Source organism: Nitrincola tibetensis (assembly GCF_003284585.1).
Taxonomy (GTDB): domain Bacteria; phylum Pseudomonadota; class Gammaproteobacteria; order Pseudomonadales; family Balneatricaceae; genus Nitrincola; species Nitrincola tibetensis.
The window spans coordinates 40,207-57,775 of the sequence record NZ_QKRX01000011.1; the positions used below are offsets into that span (position 1 = coordinate 40,207).

Below are 17,569 nucleotides of genomic sequence, written 5' to 3' on the forward strand. Positions count from 1 at the left end.
TTGGTTCATCCACTCTTCTTTCAAGCCAACAATGCCAACAATGCCTCTTTATCTGTTGGTATACCGGCACGGCCTGTTTCATCAAACAAGGCATCGGCCAGTGCTTGCTTTTGCTGTTGCATCTGCTGGATACGTTCTTCCACCGTATCCGCTGCAACCAGCTTGTAAACAAACACAGGCTTATCTTGGCCTATACGGTACGCACGATCCGTGGCTTGTTGCTCAACCGCTGGATTCCACCAGGGATCTAAATGAATGATGGTGTCTGCTGCCGTCAGGTTTAAACCACTGCCACCGGCCTTAAGGCTTATCAAAAACACAGGAACATCGCCAGATTGGAAACGGTCGATTGATTCTTGGCGCTTTCGAGTCTGGCCTGTCAGCTTGCTATACTCCACATTCAGATCTTTTAACAAGACCTCTAGCAGCCCCAATACGGCGGTGAATTGCGAGAAAATCAGCACTCGCCGCCCTTCGTCTAATAACTCAGGCAACGTATCACGCAGCCAATCCAGCTTAGCACTTCCCTCTATCTGAGCGGCCTTATCCAGCTTTACCAGTCGAGGGTCAATACAGGCTTGGCGTAGTTTGAGAAGCGCATCAAGAAACTCAATGTGGCTGCGAGCCAACCCTTTCGTGGCCACTAATTGTCGAATCCGTTGCTCCATACTGATGCGAATACTCTCGTAAAGCTCTCGCTGCTGTCCTTCTAGCTCGACATACTGAATGATTTCCGTCTTGGGTGGCAGCTCTTGTACGACATCTGTTTTGGTTCGACGCAGCATGAAGGGCGCCACGCGCTTCGCAAGTGCTTGCTGCGACAAACGATCCCCTACTTGCTCGATGGGATGGCGATAGAATTGATTAAACGACTTTAAACCTCCAAGCAGCCCAGGCATTGCAAAATCCATTAAGGCCCACAACTCGCCCAGATGATTTTCCAAGGGCGTGCCCGTTAAGCAAAGTCGATTGGCTGTATCCAAGGTACGAACCTGCTGAGCAACCTTAGTATTTGGGTTTTTGATCGCCTGTGCTTCATCCAGCACTAGTAGCGAAAACTTACGCTTTTTATAGCGATCAGCATCACGCAAAAGCAGCGGATAACTGGTGATGACCAAATCACATTTACTGATCTGATCAAACTGTTTAGCCCGGTTCAAACCATGAATCAAACAGGTTTTTAACTCAGGGGTGAACTGAGCCGCTTCGCGTTGCCAGTTTCCCATCAAACTGGTCGGCGCCACCACTAGCACTGGTCGCTTGTATAAACGCTTATTGTCTTTCAACCCTTGAATCAGACTCAGGGTCTGCAGCGTTTTACCCAGCCCCATATCATCCGCCAGAATGCCGCCAAACCCATATTCTTGCAAAAATCCCAACCAGTTCAACCCTTGTTGTTGATAGGGACGCAATTGTGCTTGAACATGCATGGATAGCGGTACCTCTACTAGACCAGCATAGCTTTTAAGTTGTTTGACAAGCTTGGATGTGAGCGGTGCCTGACGCTCATCCAGCTCCAGAGAGTCGGCCAACTGTGCAGCCTGAAAAGGCGGCAAAGATACGGGCTTATCGAGTTTGTTTTGCGAATAGAGCTCTAGAACCAAGCTGTACAAGGACTTTAGGGGCTGCGTATCAATTCGTATCCAGCCATCGGTCAAAGGCAAACAGAGTTCATCCGGGCTGCCCTTTTCTAGCCATTGCGCAACAATATCCTGTGTGCTCAGACTTCTTTCATCATCAATGGGCAGATTCAGTGCAAAATTGAACCAATTATTTTTACCATCACGAAGATGAATATCAAATGCCGCCGATTGCACTGGCAAAGCATAGTCTGGATCAATCTCAATCTGCCAGCCTTGGGCTTCTAAGGCTGGCAGCCCCATCTCCATAAAGGTTTGCCAATCACGCAACATCTGACTTCCATTAGGATTCTTGGGCACCCAGACATCGCGAAATCCACCCATTCGCCTTACCAACCCCAACTCGTAAGATAGCAACGGCTGAAGTAAAACCTCCTCAGCAGAAACATCTCGTTGAACAAGGTAGGTTTTGCCATTTTGTTCATATATCTCAGGCAGGGTGGAGATCATGGCATCGAAATCAAGCGCCACTCGATAGCCGCCGTAATCAAAAGATACAGCCACACCTGGCATAAGAACGCCCCCTTCAACCTCACCCACCAGTACTCGTAAACAAGGCAGAGGAGTGTCGGCAAGTGGATTATTGGGCTCTTCAGGTAATGGGATTTGCTCTGGAGTCAGATAACACCGCAATTGCGCACTGAATTCAGCCATTTGTGCTGGCTGTATAGGCGGTAATTGAAGAAGATGTGAGATTTGCTTAGTATCAAGTGCCGACTGTAACTCTCCGATGCCATTGCGATCTAAATCCATGTAGCGCGGTGGACTCACAGGTAGCAGTTGCCAGTGGCTGGCATCCTGTACTTCGGGTGTTAAGTGCTGGCCTTCATCACTTTCAGTCCAATGCCAATTTAGAACGCTGGCCGGAAGCAATTGCAAAGGCAATAACACTGAATTCGATGTTTCTCCCCGATACATACGATCAGTACTGAGCACTTGGTCTAGCAAGAATGCCCCTACCTCCCCTTCGATCTGAAAACCTGAAGGACCTTGAGCACACCCTATTAAAAGACGCAATATCTGCACATCGATTGGAAACATGAACTCCGGTGCCCTATAAATCAAACTGTAAGGTTCGGGGGTATAGCGACTGATCTGACTCCACTTTCCATCCTGTCGCAAATAGGCCTTACGTAAATCAAGAAACCATTGATCAGATACTGTCTTATTCAAAAAGTACAGCAGATAAAAACGACTAGGAACCGGGGCTGAAGTAGCGACATGACTTGACGAGGGTAAGGTATCTAACCACTTCCGCCAAGCGATTGCTCCCTTATTGTTAACATTCGCCTGTTTGATTTCATCTGGTGGCTCAACGTGTTTAGGCTTGATTGACAACCAATGAAGTGCTGCTGCAACGCCATGCTTGCAATCAAGTGCTACTGGGCAGGTACAGATAGATGACAGACCATCCTCTGTCATAAAAACGTCGACATCATAACGATTTCGCCCTCGTCCTTTCACCTGCGCACTAAAGGTTTCACTCGCCTCATCATAGGCTAGCATCTTCACTCGCTTCTGTTTGAAATACTCCAACCCTCTCTGAAAAGTTGCAGAATCCGTCATTTTTTGGATGCCAGTGATAGTGAAGTTGAGCATAGTGACCAATGTAATCCTTAAACAAGTGGGCATTTTATCGATAGACTGCGATTGTAGCGCCCAAGAAAGATAAAAACGAATGCTGCGTCAAAATAAGTTAACGGTTTTTTTGTACCTCCCTTAAAGTTGTTAACTGAGAGAAACTGTATTACTTACAAAATAATAAAACTAAAGAAAAATCATTTGCATTTAGAATAACGGATCAATATGATGGCAATGGCTCAACAATACGCTGGCGAGTTTATGCAGCCAGCACATGACCCTATCGACTAATCTCGTCATCATAACGACACCAAAATGCATAAAGAACCTTCGACTCATAATGATTTAGGTGTGCTCTACAGTCAAAACAGGCAATGGTTATTGGGTTGGCTATGCAAGCGGCTGGGCTGCAACCACAGAGCTGCAGACTTGGTGCAGGACACCTTCGTGCGTTTATTGAAGCGAGATGAATGGCAGCAGGCTCGTGAACCTAAAGCCTACTTAATGACCGTTGCAAAGCGTGTATTGATTGACCATTGGCGACATCAGCGCATTGAAGACGCCTATCTTGAGGCATTGCAGCATCTACCCGTTGCCGACGCTCCCTCACCGGAAACCCAACATCAACTCCTTGCGTTGCTTATTGAAATTGATCGACGACTGGATGGGCTTCCAGAGATTACCCGCCGTGCTTTTTTGTATGCTCAGCTTGATGGAATGACCTACGCTGAAATTTCCGAGCAGCTTAACATCTCCATCAGTACGGTCAAACGCCACCTGATTCAGGCGGCCAGCCGATGTTACTTTCCTGACCTGAACCTCTGATATGACCACACCACTCCCTCATCAGAACGAAGCCTTTAAGCCAACACACGACATACCTGATCAGGTGGCACAACATGCCATTGAGCTTTTAATGGACTGGCAAACCCAAGCGGCTCCAAACACATGGGATCGAATACTTGATTGGCGCCGAGAACACCCTGATCATGAGCGCGCCTGGCAAAAGATTGAAGTCACTTACAAACACTTTTCCGCACTCTCTCCAGCCTCCACCGAGCTAGCACGACACACACTTAACTCGTCCCAACAGACCCGCAGGCGTACCGTGAAAATGCTGACGCTGCTCTGCGTTGGTGTAGGTGGCGGTTTGCTACTCAGTCAGCAACCCGTGCATACGACCCAACAGGCCTATCACCAAACGGACACAGGGGAGCAGCTGACACTTGAGCTAACGAACGGAAGTCTCGTACAACTCAATAGCCGAACAATTATTCAACTTGAGCACAACCTGGAGGATATACAGATACGTTTACTGCAGGGCGAAATTTTTATTCGCACGGCTGGTCTTGACACAAGTACCCCCCGTTTACCCTTGTTCATCACCACACAACAAGGGCAACTAACACCCGTTGGTACAGAGTTCAATGTGCGTCAGTTAACAACGACAACTGAGGTCTCCGTTTTAGCCGGGCAAGTCTTGTTGCTTTCAGGTCCAATCACACAACCTCACGTCATCCCTACTGGACACGTCATAACCTTTTCAAAAGATCAGCTACTTGAACAGCGCCCCATACACCCATCGGATGCGGCATGGACACAAGGCATGCTAATCGCAGAAGGTATGCCCCTCCGGCAGTTTATTAATGAACTTTCTGTTCACCACTTAGGCATGATACGGCTAGACCCTGTGCTAGACAGCTTAAGAGTCTCAGGTAGTTACCCAATCGACGATACTCATAACGTCCTAGAAAGCCTCAGCTATAGTCTGCCAATACAGTTAAAGCACATATCGCGCTACTGGATTTCTCTGCATCCATCAAAACATTTTAAAAAATGAAAAAAAGATGGACTGATTTTCATTCTTAAACGTCAAGGTAGGTAAATGACGTTTCTTTGAGGATGTATTCATGTCATACACGGTGATTGCTGTATCTTTTAAACGTAAACCTCTATCGCATTTGCTGTTGCTCGGTACCCTTTGCGTCGGTATGACGGCTGGCATGCTCCCCTTCTCGGTGATGGCCTCATCGATGCAGGAAGCGTCAACAAGCCGTCACTGGAATATTTCGGCAGGCCCCTTAGGACAAGCACTCAATACACTGGGCCAACAAAGCGGCATTCTACTTTCTTACTCAACCGATTTAGTCGAGGGTAAATCCAGTACGGGGTTGTCCGGTCACTATACGGTACAAGAGGCTCTCGATATTTTACTGTCTAGCACAGGGCTCCAATCAGCACCCATCGTGAGTGGCGGTTTTCTAATACGAGCCCGAGGTCAAACAGGGACAGATCAAACCGTTTTATTGCCTTTAATGAGAGTTGAAGGTGGATACGCTCGCTCAGGTTTTTCATCTCTTGAAAGCGGTGAAATGCGCAATGCAATGCGAGGGGATCTTGCAGAGTCGCTCAGCATTCTCCCATCGGTTCGGGTAGCCGATCGCAGCAGCTCAAGCTTACAGCAAGGGGATATTAAACCAGCAGAGTTTTCCATCCGAGGTGCCGCACCCTATCAAAACAAACTTATGCTAGATGGTGCCGCTATTGATAATCTAATGGACCCAGCACAGCGTGAGGGGTTGGGTAACTACACCAGTGTTGCTGGCCACTCACAAAGTATCTTTATCAATAGCGACTTTCTCAAACACGTAGAAGTCATCGACGTAAATGCATCCGCAAGTGAAGGAGGATTCACTGGTGGGGTGATTAAGGCAGAAACCAAAGGCTACCAAGGTGAAGATAGCTTTAGTATCAGCCGTCGTATGACCCGTGACAGCTGGACAACCTTTCATGTTGACCCTGTGCAGCAGGGTACATTTGGTGATGCGGCGGCCCAGCTGCCTGTCGGACTACCGGGTGAATTTCAGCCCAACTTTCGCAAAGACCAAACCAGCATTCAGGGCGCCACTCGCTTAGGGGATATCGGAGTGTTTGCTGGACTGGACGAGAAAACGTCACGCATCCGACAGAAACAACATGTCAGCGTTGATTTCGCTCACTTTGCTGAAACAGGTCGTATTTTCAGACCCAGTGAAGAGCGCACACTCGATACCTATTCCCGCTCAGGGGTGCTACGTCTGGATATGCTTGAACAGGATTATCTTCTGAATGCATCCTTAGCCTTTAGCGAATACGATCAGGATAGTTTCTTCATCAACTTCCCCGATTCCGATTTTGATAGCCGACACCAAGGGCTGAACCTTAGCGTTAATTTTGCTAAGAACTTCGGCGATACCCGCATGGATTTGAATGTCAATGCAGGACGCAGCTCAGATGAGCGCTACTTTGAAAAAAATATTATGGACCAGTACAAAAACACAACGGTCTATGACGGCGGCATGATCGGTGGCTATGGTGAGTTAGAAAACGAACAACAGACCCTTAATACCACGCTAAAATTCAGTTCTCCCTTGGCTGATACCTTAAGCTTTGATTATGGCGGTGAACTGCGCTGGATTCACTTCCGTCAAAATCGACTCAATGATTTCATTTTCAATGAATACAAACTGGATTTCACCCAACCACTGCCTCCTCAAATAGGCCTGGGGTCTTGGTCTCCGGTGGATCAATTTAAAGACCGCCAAGTCATTTACCAAGCAGGTAAGACACGTTTTTCCAACCTAAACTCTGCAGCTTTTGCTGAATTGCACAGCGATCAGCAACGTATTTTCTGGCGCACGGGTTTGCGTCTTGAGCGAGATGGCTGGCTAGGGAATACCAATGTAGCACCGCGATTAAGTGGGGGGATTTATCTGGATGACGAGAAACGTTACCGCCTCAGTGCTGGCGCAAACCGCTATTATGGCAAGTCGTTCTTAGCCTACCGACTCAGAGAAAAAGAGCGTGATTTAATTGTCGAAACGTCACGGACCTCTCCTACTGGTGAGTTTATGCCAGTGGACCTGAGTCGCCGCTGGCTCTACCAAGATCTCGATACACCTTACGATGATGAAATTAATCTGGGCATTAGTGGCCCCGTATTATCCGGTGAAGCGGGTCTTGTCATGGTTGAACGACGCGGAGAACGGCAGGTACGTACACAGCAAGACACTGCAAAGGATCTCAAATGGTTTGATAACTCAGGGTCCAGTCGCACCCACCAGATTGATCTCTATTGGCGCTCAACGCCAGCAGAATGGCTAGGTGCCTATTGGGCTGTCAATGCCTCTGCATCCTGGATGGACAAACAAACTGACACAACCTATGGCAATGATTCATCAGGTTATCTGTCTAGCATCAACGGCGATGAAGAGGTTTGGTTTGACGGTAAGCGCATCCTTAAGCGAGACCTGCCTGCCAGTAATTTTGCCACACCCGTCAGTGTCAATTTAGACCTGATTACCCGCAGCCCTAATGATCGTATTCAATTGCGCAATGCCTTTGCCTTCACGAATGGCTATCGTTACTTACGCAACCTGGGTCGTGATACAGCGACAGGTCTGAGTCAATACGATGTTTACAAACAAGGCAGTACACTTCGTTGGGACATGAGCCTAGACCTCCGCTTATTGGAGTCAAAAAACTCACCCTATTTACGCGTTGATGTCGTCAATGTCACTGACAATCAAAACGTCGTGAGTGCTGAATCGAATGTCCAATTGTTTGGAGTGGGACGCCAGTACTGGCTGGAACTGGGGTATAGGTTTTAGGCAAGACGATGCAGAGAAGAGTATCCATCACCCGCGTCACAATCCTGCTTGCCTTGTTGCTCTTCGTGAGTCTAGCAAGGGCAGCAACGGATCCAAAGATCGAGGCTTACCGACAGCCTCCGTCCTTGTGGCCCATGGCGAATATCGATCCGGGCGTCGAAGCTGCAGAGCTCGCGCCCTTGCCCAGTCTCGACAGCCTCCCTGAATGGCAGCAACTAACACCCGACAAAGTAGTATTGGGCAAACAGCTGTTTTTTGAACGCCGCCTGTCTGCTTCAGATCAGATCGCCTGCGCATCCTGCCATGATCCAGACCTAGGCTGGGCCGATGGGCGTCGAGTTTCGATCGGGCACAACCGACAACAGGGCGATATGAATGCACCCAGTATTATCAACAGCATATTTCTAAATGAAGTCTTCTGGGATGGTCGAGCGGCCAACTTAGAGGAGCAGGTCATTGCCAGCTGGAGCAACCCCATCGAGATGGCCGGAGATCTTGAAATCTCAGTCGAAAAACTGTCTAAGATAGATGGCTATTCACCCTTGTTTGAGGCTGCCTTTGGTGATCCGCAGGTGAGCGTTGAGAGGATTGCAACGGCGATTGCATCGTTTATGCGCAGCGTGAATATGAACGACACCCCCTATGACCGCTTTCTTAAGGGTGACTATCAGGCGCTCAGTACTGAACAGATACGCGGACTGCATCTCTTTCGAACCAAAGCACGTTGCATGAACTGTCACCATGGTAGCCTGCTAAGCGATCAGCAATATCATCATTTAGGGACCTCTTTCGAACGCGTCGGCAATTCTCTTGGGCGCTACCGTATAACCGCGAACGCTGATGACATGGGGGCCTTTCGGACACCAGCACTCAGAGGTATCAGCGAAACAGCACCTTACATGCACAATGGTTTTGCTCGCGACCTGGACATGTTACTTTCGCTCTACAACATCGGCTGGTGGCAAAATGCGGCACTGCCCGACAAACACTTAGATCTCCCCCTGGCACAGCTTTCCTCACTCATTCAACCACTTGAGTTGAGCAAAGATGAAGTGGCAGAGCTCAAAGCATTTTTGCTTTCACTAACAGGCCACCTGCCTTATATGAAACCACCGCCAGAGTTACCCTAACAACCACAAGCGTTGATCGATATAAAGGTTATCCTTGTGCCGTATCAACGACACTGGCCTCTGCTCCAAACTGCAGAGCTGCCAGACGTTGATACAGGCCAGACTGTTGCAAAAGCTGCTGATGCGTACCGGATGCCACCAATTTTCCCTGATCCATCACTAAAATTCTATCGGCGGAAATCACCGTAGACAGCCGATGCGCAATCACCAGCGATGTGCGCCCTTGCATCAGCTGATCCAAAGCGGCCTGAACCAGTTGCTCACTCTGAGCATCGAGTGCACTCGTCGCTTCATCTAATAAGAGAACCCGAGGGTCTCGAAGCAACGCACGCGCAATCGCCATACGTTGACGCTGTCCACCCGACAACTGAATTCCACCGGAACCCAAAGGGGTTTTCAACCCCAGAGGTAAACGTTGGATAAACTCCCAAGCCTGCGCCTGCATAGCCGCTTCAATTAAGTTCGCTTCTGTTGCGTCGGGACGACCAAAACGTAAATTTTCTTCCACTGTGCCCGTAAACAAGATCGTTTCCTGAGCAACTAATGCCATACAACTACGCAATGCCTGAGGATCCAGAGCGGTGATGTTGACGCCATCCAAGCGAATCTCGCCCTGTGCTGGATCATAAAAGCGCAGCAAGAGTTTCAGCAAACTGGATTTACCAGCGCCCGACGGCCCGACTAATGCGATACGCTCACCTGGCTGGATCGTCACAGATAGATCATCGACGACCCGCGTTTCTGGGCGTGATGGATAGACAAAACTGACCCCTTGAAAAACCACTTCACCACGTAAAGGCTGAGGCAAAGGGGTCACTGATAAGGGGGGCAAAATACTAGGCGTCGCATCCAGTAGCTCAAGCAAACGTTCAGTTGCACCCACCGCCCGTTGCACTTCACCTGCCACCTCGGCCAGAGTGGCGACAGCACCTGCCGCGATCATGGCATAAAATACAAAAGCGGTCAGCTCACCCGGACTCATTCGGCCCGCCAGAACAGCATGTCCACCCTGCCAGAGGATCAATCCAACAGCTGAGAAAATCACCATCAGCGCAAAGCCTGTTAACAGAGCACGCTGAACAATCCGTGCCCGCGCACTCTGAAACGCCTGCTCCACTCGGTGTTTATAATGGCGCTGATCTTCGGCCTCGTGCACCGAAGCCTGTACCGTTTCAATCCCCTGAATCACTTCCCCTGCATAACTCCCAAGCTCGGCAACCCGATCCTGACTGGAACGTGACAGACTGCGCACACGTTTCCCAAACAAAACCACCGGTATCACCGTCACTGGTATACCCACCAACACCAACAAGGTCAATTGCGGGCTGGTGATGAACAGAAAAATTAGTGCGCCAATAAACGTCAACAGATTCCGCAAGGCCATGGAGATCGACGAGCCGAATAGGCTTTGCAATACAGTGGTATCCGCTGTCAGTCGGCTTTGAATCTCACCTGCGCCATTGCGAGCAAAAAACTCGGGTTCCATGGTCAGCAAATGCTTGAACACCTGAGTGCGAAGATCCGCCGCCAAACGCTCACCTATCCAGCTGACATAGTAAAAACGTGCGGCTGACGCAATGGCCATTACCAGCACCACAACCAACGTCACCAGTAAACCAAAGTTCAACCACTGCACATCATTCGCGGCAAATCCTCTATCGACAACCAACCGCAGCCCCTGCCCCAGCAACAACACACACCCGGCTGCAACAACCAAGGCAATGGCCGCCACCGTCATCTGCACTTTGTAAGGCAACAAAAAAGCGGACAAGCGCAATAACAATCGAGGGTGTGTTTTTAATTGAGTCATGTGGCTCCTGAGAAGATGGCAGACAAACATTACTTTGAGTGTAGCGCGATCAAGCGTGATTTTATGTCTCTTCCACCTCATGCTGTCGCGCCTCTCGCACCATTTCTGAGGCAAGCTCGCCAACCGTCCGCACTGCGCGTTCTATAGCAGGCGTTAGAGTAAAAGCATAATTCAGGCGTAAACATTGACGATACTTGCCAGAAGCTGAAAACAAAGACCCGGGCGCGACATAGATCGCGTGTTTTACCAAGCGTTCGTTAAGGCTCACACAATCCACAGCAGCAGGTAACTCAACCCATAACAGAAAGCTGCCTTGAGGGTAGCTAATACCCGAACCTCTAGGAAAGTAGCGTTGCACCCAGCTAATCATGATATCGCGCTGCCGCTGGTATTGGCGGATGGCATAGCGAAGATGGCGCTCGTAATAACCTTTAGCCACAAACTCTGCCACCGCCAATTGCGGCAATGTCGCCGAAGCGCCAGTTGAGACATACTTCATATGCAAAGCTAGATCACTGTAACGACCAGGTGCCAGCCAACCCACCCGCAACCCAGGGCCGACTGTTTTAGAAAATCCGCTGCAGAGCAAAACGCGCCCATCCTTGTCGAAGGACTTTACTGTACGTGGTCTAGGATGAGTAAATGCCAAATCTCCGTAAATATCATCTTCGATGATGGCAACATCAAAGCGCTGAGCGAGCTGAAACAAGGCGCGCTTACGCGCCTCAGGCATGGTGTAACCGATTGGATTATTGTAAGTGGGGGTCACTTGTATTGCTCGGATTGGCCACTGCTCTAACGCCAGCTCCAATGCTTCCAAACTAATGCCTGTTTGCGGGTCGGTAGGTATTTCCAACGCTTTTAAGCCATTGGCTTTCAGTATCTGCATAGTGCCGTAAAAACTCGGTGAGTCCACCGCCACCACATCGCCAGGTTGAGTCAACGTCCGCAATGAAATAGCCAACGCCTCTTGGCAGCCCGTCGTAATTATAATGTCATCCGGATGCAACAGACAGCCAGAAGCCGTGGCTAAACGCGCCACCTGCTGACGAAGTTCGGGACTGCCATTTAGTTTATCGTAGTTGAACCCATTCAAGTCATTGCTTCGGTGTAAACCAGACAGAATTTTTGACAAGGGTTTAAGCGTGTCATATGCCAAATTAGGCACTCCACGTCCCAACAGCAACCGCGTGTCGTCACGCTGTGTTGCGGCAACCAGCTCTAACACCTGATCCCATTGTGATATGTCCAACGGACGCCGCGCAGGGCGTGACACAGACGGCAACACCAAGGGTACTTGGCGCGGCAACACAAAATAGCCTGATTTAGGCCGAGACTCAATCAAGGACGCATCCATCAGTTGCCGATAGGCTTCTTGAGCCGTCGAGATACTGACGTCTAACTCTTGGCACACCGCACGGATAGAAGGCAGGCGATCCCCCACACGGTAAAGACCATGCTCTATACGCTCTCGCAATACACTGGCGACCTCTTCATAGCGCGTCATAACAATTACCCACTTTCAGCATAATTACGATACAGATGACCTAAATATCGACCATACAGAATTAAAAATAACCAATCTGTATCCTAATAATACAAAAACCTATATCTGTATCCAAATAGTAGCACCGATTATTCTAGTCAGACAAATTAAGAGGGGATCAATCATGCAGCACTTCAACCTTACCCAGCTTTGTCTTCAACTACGCGACTACCGTGCATACCGCCGTAGCCACCGCCAATTACTAGCACTCGAAGAGCGGTTACTGAAAGATGTTGGCATTACTCGCTCACAGGCACAAGATGAAGGAAAGGAACCCATCTGGAAACGCTCGTTATTCAAAAAGCACGTGAACAAAGACTGTTGAGCATGGCCTGCTCAACAATGTATAGGGTTATTAACCAGACTTATTCAGGTTCGCCCATAGTCAACACGACAGACCTGTTGGCTAAGTTAGGATTATTGAACCAAAAGAACACCATGGCACTTAAGCCACCGCCATCAGGGAAGGACGTTAACCCTTCCCCTTTTTATCATTAGAACATCATTCATTTTGGTCCCATTAAATACCAGATAATTAAGCCGAACAGAGGTAACAGCAAAATTAACACCACCCACAGTACTTTAGAGCCGTTAGTTGCGTTACTTTGCACAATCCTGATGATGGCATAGACATTCAACACCAACAACACCAGCCCCAGAAGACCCGAAACTTCAATCGATATCATAATCGTTCACCTCATCCTTTGAAAAAATAGCCGTACTCAGTCATCCTCAGCACGCCTAATGTTAACATCTATGATAGAATATATCTTATTCTTGCAACCGGTGATCAGAGAGCACAGCATCCGATGAGCAATGGTAAAATCCGTGTCCCGAGTGGACAAAAGTTTCGTACAGAACAAGGCATTGCCGCCATCAAAGATGGTATCAAGCAATCTCACAATTCATCTTCAGAAACCTTTTCTCCGAAGCCATCGTGGCTGCGCGCAAAGATGCCCGGCGGTGCTCGCTTTGAAGCCGTTCGTCACAATGTGAAAGAGCATCGTTTGAGCACGGTATGCCAAGAATCCCACTGCCCGAATATCGGGGAATGCTGGAGCAACGGCACGGCTACAATCATGCTGATGGGATCCGTTTGCACACGCGCCTGCCGCTTTTGTGCTGTGGACACTGGCAATCCAAAAGGTTGGTTAGATGTTGATGAACCGGAAAACACGGCTAAGTCCGTCGAGTTGATGGGTTTACGCTATATCGTGCTGACCTCTGTCGATCGTGATGATCTTGCCGATAGTGGTGCTGCTCACTATGCCGCTTGCGTGTCCGCAATCAAAGCACGCACTCCGCAAGTGATCGTCGAAGCCTTAACGCCCGACTTTGACGGCGTAGAAGAACACATCGAGCTTGTTGTTGATTCTGGGTTACAAGTTTTTGCACAGAACATTGAAACCGTTCGTCGCCTTACTCACCCAGTCCGCGATAAGCGCGCAGGCTATGAAAAAACCTTGCGAGTTCTTGCACACGCCAAACAGTACCGTCCTGACATCATCACCAAAACCAGTATTATGGTGGGCTTAGGCGAGACCGACGAAGAGATTTTTGAAACCTTTGATGACTTACGTGCCGCAGGCGTCGACATTGTCACACTGGGTCAATATCTGCGACCCACCAAAAATCATCTGCCCGTTGAGCGTTATGTGACACCAGAGCAGTTCAATCACTATCGTGAAGTGGGATTGGCGAAAGGCTTTATGGAGGTCCCCTCAGGCCCCATGGTTCGCTCAAGCTACCGTGCTGATCGCGTGTTCGAAAAGAACAACCTTGGCTTGGCCGCGCCAGCAACGGTCCCGGTTAGTAATGCAATTAACCAAATTCCGCTGAAACAAATCAACTGATACAGGTTCTAGACAGAGCTTTTAATGGCTCTGTCTATATCTCGGTCCAAGGCGGCATCTGCTCAGCCTTGTAAACTCGCCCTGTAATGATCGGACAATCCGGGTTGCCGTCGTAGAAGTCGACAATGACCTCCTGGCATATGCGTGGGATGTAAATCGAGCCCCAGTTTCTACCTGCTCATTGGTGGCTAACGCGACCCAGCAGGACCTATTTTCGTTTTTTTGACCGTAGAGGTCCCAAGGAAACTGGATTTTGACACGGCCGTATTCATCGGTGTAGATCTCTTCGCCCTCAGGGCCGACCACCTTGTCATGTTGTGGAGCGAGCATTTTGGGCCAGCCTGTTTTGAGCGGTGGACGTTAGACACGCGAAGCATGCACGCAGACAAATTCGTTTTCGTAGCCGCGGCTTTCTTCATCACGGCTGGTGCGACCAGGCAAAAATGGCATCTTCACCGAGAGGTGTGTCGATGGCGAGTAAGCGGAACTTTTGTGAATGCATCAATGTAATCTAGCGTTTAGCAGGACTAATGCTCATGGAAAAAGGAAGCTGAAAGCGTTTAAGCTCAGCACAGAGGGGGGGGTGATTCATCCATGAAGCAGCGGCTACTTCCTTGATGTAGAGAGGGCATTTAAATAATTAATGGACAGGTAGGTCAACGGTAAGTGAGCGATTTTTCGGAATTTTATAATCGTTATCGGGCAAATTTGTGTTTTAATCTCACTCAATAGAGTGCGCCATGTAGCGGTTGTTTCGATTAAAGCTCTCTTTAATTATTAATTAATTTATATGGATACAAAAGTGACACAGAGTGCGTTTGTTACAGCCGTTGTTGTAGGTGGTGGCCCGGCTGGACTTATGGCAGCGGAGACGCTGGCCACTCAAGGCCTTAAAGTGAGCCTCTATGAGGCGATGCCAACGGTTGGGCGAAAATTTCTAATGGCAGGTCGTGGTGGCCTCAATATCACCCACTCCGAACCCTTTGAACAATTTTGCAAACGCTATGCAGAAGCACAACCCAATCTGCAAACCGCTTTAAATGAGTTTACACCAATTGATTTGGTTAATTGGTGCCATGAACTGGGTATAGAAACCTTTATCGGCTCGTCTGGACGGGTGTTTCCAAAAGAGATGAAAGCAGCCCCTCTTCTGCGAAGATGGATACAACGTCTAAAGCATCAAGGGGTGGAGTTTCACACTCGTCATAGCTGGGTAGGATGGGATGAAACAAAGCATATTCTTAGCTTCGAGACCCCAAATGGCACTCAACATATCTCTGCAAAAATAGTCATTCTGGCGACTGGGGGTGGGAGTTGGCGCAAGCTGGGTTCAGATGGCCAGTGGACTGAGCTACTAAAAGATAAACAGGTTCAAATCGCCCCCTTTAAACCCACCAACTGCGGATTTGAATGTGACTGGAGTTCCATTCTTCAAGGCCGCCACTCTGGCGCTCCACTCAAGGGGGTGACTCTGACATTTGAAGATAACAAGGGTATTAGGTGGCAACGTAAAGGTGAACTGCTTATTGCTAAATATGGACTTGAGGGCAGCTTAATTTATGCGGCCTCCTCCCTTCTGCGCGAAAAAATACTTACTGACGGAATCGCCGATCTTTTCTTAGATCTCATGCCAGACCGCCCATTTGAGGATCTATTAAAGGACATGAGTAAACCACATGGCTCACGATCCATCAATAATCATCTCAAGCGCTTAGGACTGAAGCCTGTCTTTATCGATCTGCTGAGAGACCGTTTAAGTGCTGATGCCATGCGAGATCCGCAAAAAGTCACAGTTTGCCTAAAACATTACCCAATTCAGCTAACAACCCCTCGCCCTATAGATGAAGCCATCAGCACAGCAGGTGGTGTCAAACTTTCAGAAATGAATAATGATTTCATGCTATCCAGTCACCCTGGCTTTTTTTGTGCAGGTGAAATGCTCGACTGGGAAGCTCCAACAGGGGGGTACTTATTAACCGCTTGTTTTGCAACGGGACAACATGCGGGACGCGCTGCATTGAATTGGATTCGGACACAAGAGCCATCAATATAATGCACATATCCACGACTTAGGTATAATTATAGATTCTAATAACCCATCAGGAATACGAACATGATCTTACTGCATACAAACCATGGCGATATCACCATTGAGCTGAACCACGAAAAAGCGCCAAAAACGGCAGCAAATTTTGAGCAGTATGTTAAAGAAGGCTTTTATGATGGCGTCATTTTTCACCGCGTCATTGAAGGTTTTATGATTCAAGGTGGTGGCTTTGAACCTGGCATGATTTCTAAAAAAACGCGCGAAACTATCGAAAACGAAGCCGATAATGGTTTATCCAATAAAACTGGCACCTTAGCAATGGCGCGCACCATGGATCCTCATTCTGCATCAGCTCAGTTTTTTATTAACGTTTCTGATAATACTTTCTTAGATCACAGCGCTAAAACAATGGAAGGCTGGGGTTATGCGGTATTTGGCAAGGTGGTTGATGGTATGGATGTTGTCAATAAAATCAAGAAAGTCAAAACTGCCTCTAAAGCGGGCCACCAAGATGTACCTACAGAAGATGTCATCATTACTAAAGCGGTTGTGATTGAAAAGTCTTAATGCCAAAGAAACAGCTTTTTATATCAGATCTGCATTTGCAACCTGAGCGCCCCGACATTTTTGAGGCGCTGTTATGGTTTCTTGACAACATAGCTCAAGGTGCGGCTGAGTTGTATTTGCTAGGCGATATTTTTGAATATTGGATCGGTGATGACGCCCCCCTTCCGGGGGCTGAAAGATTGATTTCTGCGCTTCAAACTCTACAACGGCATCAAGATTTAGCTATTTTTTTCCAACATGGAAATAGAGATTTCTTAGTGAAAACGCAGTGGTTAGACCAAGCGAATATCACATTATTGCCTGAGTCATATCCCCTTCAGCTTGTAAATGGCCAAACGGCTGTACTCATGCATGGTGACCAACTGTGTACTGAGGACACAGAGTATCAAAACTTCCGGTCAATGGTTCGAAACCCAGCTTGGCAACATCAATTTTTAAGTAAACCTTTGCAAGAGCGCATTGCAATTGCAAAATCACTTAGAGCTGAAAGCCAAGCAAGAGGCGCTGAAAAGTCTTACTCAATCATGGATGTTAGTCCGGACGCCGTGAAACAAACGCTACTTTGTGCTAAGGTTGATCATCTAATTCATGGTCACACCCATAGACCCGCGCATCATCAAAACCAAGTAAAAAAAGGTCAAGGTGAGCGCTGGGTACTGGGAGACTGGGATCAAGCCGGATGGTATTTAGAAGTGGATGAGCACGAATTGCAACTCATCCGTTTTGAATTTCCGGCATCGATTTGA

14 protein-coding genes are annotated in these 17,569 nt (G+C 48.4%); 9 read left to right on the forward strand and 5 right to left on the reverse strand.

Features of this window, described 5'->3' with window-relative positions; genetic code table 11:
• Positions 1-20: 20 nt before the first annotated feature.
• Entirely contained in the window at positions 21-3,239 is a 3,219-nt protein-coding gene (locus tag DN062_RS13770; protein WP_162301305.1) for a DEAD/DEAH box helicase, read from the reverse strand.
• 297 nt (positions 3,240-3,536) lie between these two features.
• Here DN062_RS13770 and DN062_RS13775 point away from each other — a divergent pair, with 297 nt between their 5' ends.
• The 4 genes from DN062_RS13775 to DN062_RS13790 all read left to right on the forward strand — a co-directional run bounded on the left by DN062_RS13775 (position 3,537) and on the right by DN062_RS13790 (position 9,000).
• On the forward strand, positions 3,537-4,046 hold the full coding sequence (locus tag DN062_RS13775) for a sigma-70 family RNA polymerase sigma factor (RefSeq protein WP_112159889.1): 510 nt from the start codon (positions 3,537-3,539) through the stop codon (positions 4,044-4,046).
• Position 4,047: 1 nt separating this feature from the next.
• Complete coding sequence (locus DN062_RS13780) at positions 4,048-5,061, forward strand: FecR domain-containing protein (RefSeq protein ID WP_112159890.1); 1,014 nt, start codon at positions 4,048-4,050, stop codon at positions 5,059-5,061.
• 70 nt (positions 5,062-5,131) lie between these two features.
• Positions 5,132-7,870, forward strand: coding sequence for a TonB-dependent receptor (locus DN062_RS13785; protein WP_112159891.1), 2,739 nt, complete (start codon positions 5,132-5,134; stop codon positions 7,868-7,870).
• Between the two features lie 8 nt (positions 7,871-7,878).
• Entirely contained in the window at positions 7,879-9,000 is a 1,122-nt protein-coding gene (locus DN062_RS13790) for a cytochrome-c peroxidase (RefSeq protein WP_112159892.1), read from the forward strand.
• Positions 9,001-9,028: 28 nt separating this feature from the next.
• Here the strand turns inward: DN062_RS13790 and DN062_RS13795 are convergent, their stop codons facing one another.
• Both DN062_RS13795 and DN062_RS13800 read right to left on the reverse strand, forming a co-directional pair.
• Positions 9,029-10,810: an ABC transporter transmembrane domain-containing protein gene (locus tag DN062_RS13795; protein ID WP_112159893.1), complete on the reverse strand. Its 1,782-nt coding sequence runs from the start codon at positions 10,808-10,810 to the stop codon at positions 9,029-9,031.
• A 61-nt stretch (positions 10,811-10,871) separates the two neighbouring features.
• A complete protein-coding gene (locus tag DN062_RS13800) occupies positions 10,872-12,317 on the reverse strand; it encodes an aminotransferase-like domain-containing protein (protein ID WP_112159894.1) in 1,446 nt (481 codons plus the stop codon).
• A gap of 163 nt (positions 12,318-12,480) precedes the next feature.
• Between DN062_RS13800 and DN062_RS13805 the strand changes: the two genes are divergently transcribed.
• Positions 12,481-12,681, forward strand: a complete 201-nt coding sequence (locus DN062_RS13805) for a DUF1127 domain-containing protein (protein WP_112159895.1) — start codon at positions 12,481-12,483, stop codon at positions 12,679-12,681.
• A gap of 181 nt (positions 12,682-12,862) precedes the next feature.
• On the opposite strand, the gene DN062_RS13810 is transcribed toward DN062_RS13805, so the two are convergent.
• A complete protein-coding gene (locus DN062_RS13810) occupies positions 12,863-13,042 on the reverse strand; it encodes a PLDc N-terminal domain-containing protein (RefSeq protein ID WP_205126739.1) in 180 nt (59 codons plus the stop codon).
• A 123-nt stretch (positions 13,043-13,165) separates the two neighbouring features.
• On the opposite strand from DN062_RS13810, the gene lipA reads away from it, so the two are divergent.
• Positions 13,166-14,209, forward strand: coding sequence for a lipoyl synthase (gene lipA, locus DN062_RS13815; RefSeq protein ID WP_112159896.1), 1,044 nt, complete (start codon positions 13,166-13,168; stop codon positions 14,207-14,209).
• A 34-nt stretch (positions 14,210-14,243) separates the two neighbouring features.
• Here lipA and DN062_RS19150 read toward each other — a convergent pair whose 3' ends face one another.
• A complete protein-coding gene (locus DN062_RS19150) occupies positions 14,244-14,366 on the reverse strand; it encodes a hypothetical protein (protein WP_338039980.1) in 123 nt (40 codons plus the stop codon).
• A gap of 645 nt (positions 14,367-15,011) precedes the next feature.
• Between DN062_RS19150 and DN062_RS13825 the strand changes: the two genes are divergently transcribed.
• Genes DN062_RS13825 through DN062_RS13835 form a run of 3 tightly spaced genes read left to right on the forward strand, consistent with a single transcriptional unit; the run spans position 15,012 to position 17,569 of the window.
• Positions 15,012-16,262, forward strand: a complete 1,251-nt coding sequence (locus DN062_RS13825; RefSeq protein ID WP_205126740.1) for a TIGR03862 family flavoprotein — start codon at positions 15,012-15,014, stop codon at positions 16,260-16,262.
• Between the two features lie 60 nt (positions 16,263-16,322).
• Positions 16,323-16,823, forward strand: a complete 501-nt coding sequence (locus DN062_RS13830) for a peptidylprolyl isomerase (protein WP_112159899.1) — start codon at positions 16,323-16,325, stop codon at positions 16,821-16,823.
• The gene (locus DN062_RS13835) at positions 16,823-17,569 is read left to right on the forward strand and encodes a UDP-2,3-diacylglucosamine diphosphatase (RefSeq protein WP_112159900.1); all 747 of its coding nucleotides are present in this window, start codon (positions 16,823-16,825) and stop codon (positions 17,567-17,569) included. Before DN062_RS13830 ends, DN062_RS13835 begins: the two co-directional genes overlap by 1 nt.

What these genes read in the sequence shown, in the direction of transcription:
- DN062_RS13785 (WP_112159891.1), top strand. Translation starts at nt 5,132, where the DNA reads ATGTCATACACGGTGATTGCTGTATCTTTTAAACGTAAACCTCTATCG.
- DN062_RS13790 (WP_112159892.1), top strand. Translation starts at nt 7,879, where the DNA reads ATGCAGAGAAGAGTATCCATCACCCGCGTCACAATCCTGCTTGCCTTG.
- DN062_RS13835 (WP_112159900.1), top strand. Translation starts at nt 16,823, where the DNA reads ATGCCAAAGAAACAGCTTTTTATATCAGATCTGCATTTGCAACCTGAG.
- DN062_RS13805 (WP_112159895.1), top strand. Translation starts at nt 12,481, where the DNA reads ATGCAGCACTTCAACCTTACCCAGCTTTGTCTTCAACTACGCGACTAC.
- DN062_RS13810 (WP_205126739.1), bottom strand. Translation starts at nt 13,042, where the DNA reads ATGATATCGATTGAAGTTTCGGGTCTTCTGGGGCTGGTGTTGTTGGTG.
- lipA (WP_112159896.1), top strand. Translation starts at nt 13,166, where the DNA reads ATGAGCAATGGTAAAATCCGTGTCCCGAGTGGACAAAAGTTTCGTACA.
- DN062_RS13795 (WP_112159893.1), bottom strand. Translation starts at nt 10,810, where the DNA reads ATGACTCAATTAAAAACACACCCTCGATTGTTATTGCGCTTGTCCGCT.
- DN062_RS13800 (WP_112159894.1), bottom strand. Translation starts at nt 12,317, where the DNA reads ATGACGCGCTATGAAGAGGTCGCCAGTGTATTGCGAGAGCGTATAGAG.
- DN062_RS13770 (WP_162301305.1), bottom strand. Translation starts at nt 3,239, where the DNA reads ATGCTCAACTTCACTATCACTGGCATCCAAAAAATGACGGATTCTGCA.
- DN062_RS13780 (WP_112159890.1), top strand. Translation starts at nt 4,048, where the DNA reads ATGACCACACCACTCCCTCATCAGAACGAAGCCTTTAAGCCAACACAC.
- DN062_RS13775 (WP_112159889.1), top strand. Translation starts at nt 3,537, where the DNA reads ATGCATAAAGAACCTTCGACTCATAATGATTTAGGTGTGCTCTACAGT.
- DN062_RS13830 (WP_112159899.1), top strand. Translation starts at nt 16,323, where the DNA reads ATGATCTTACTGCATACAAACCATGGCGATATCACCATTGAGCTGAAC.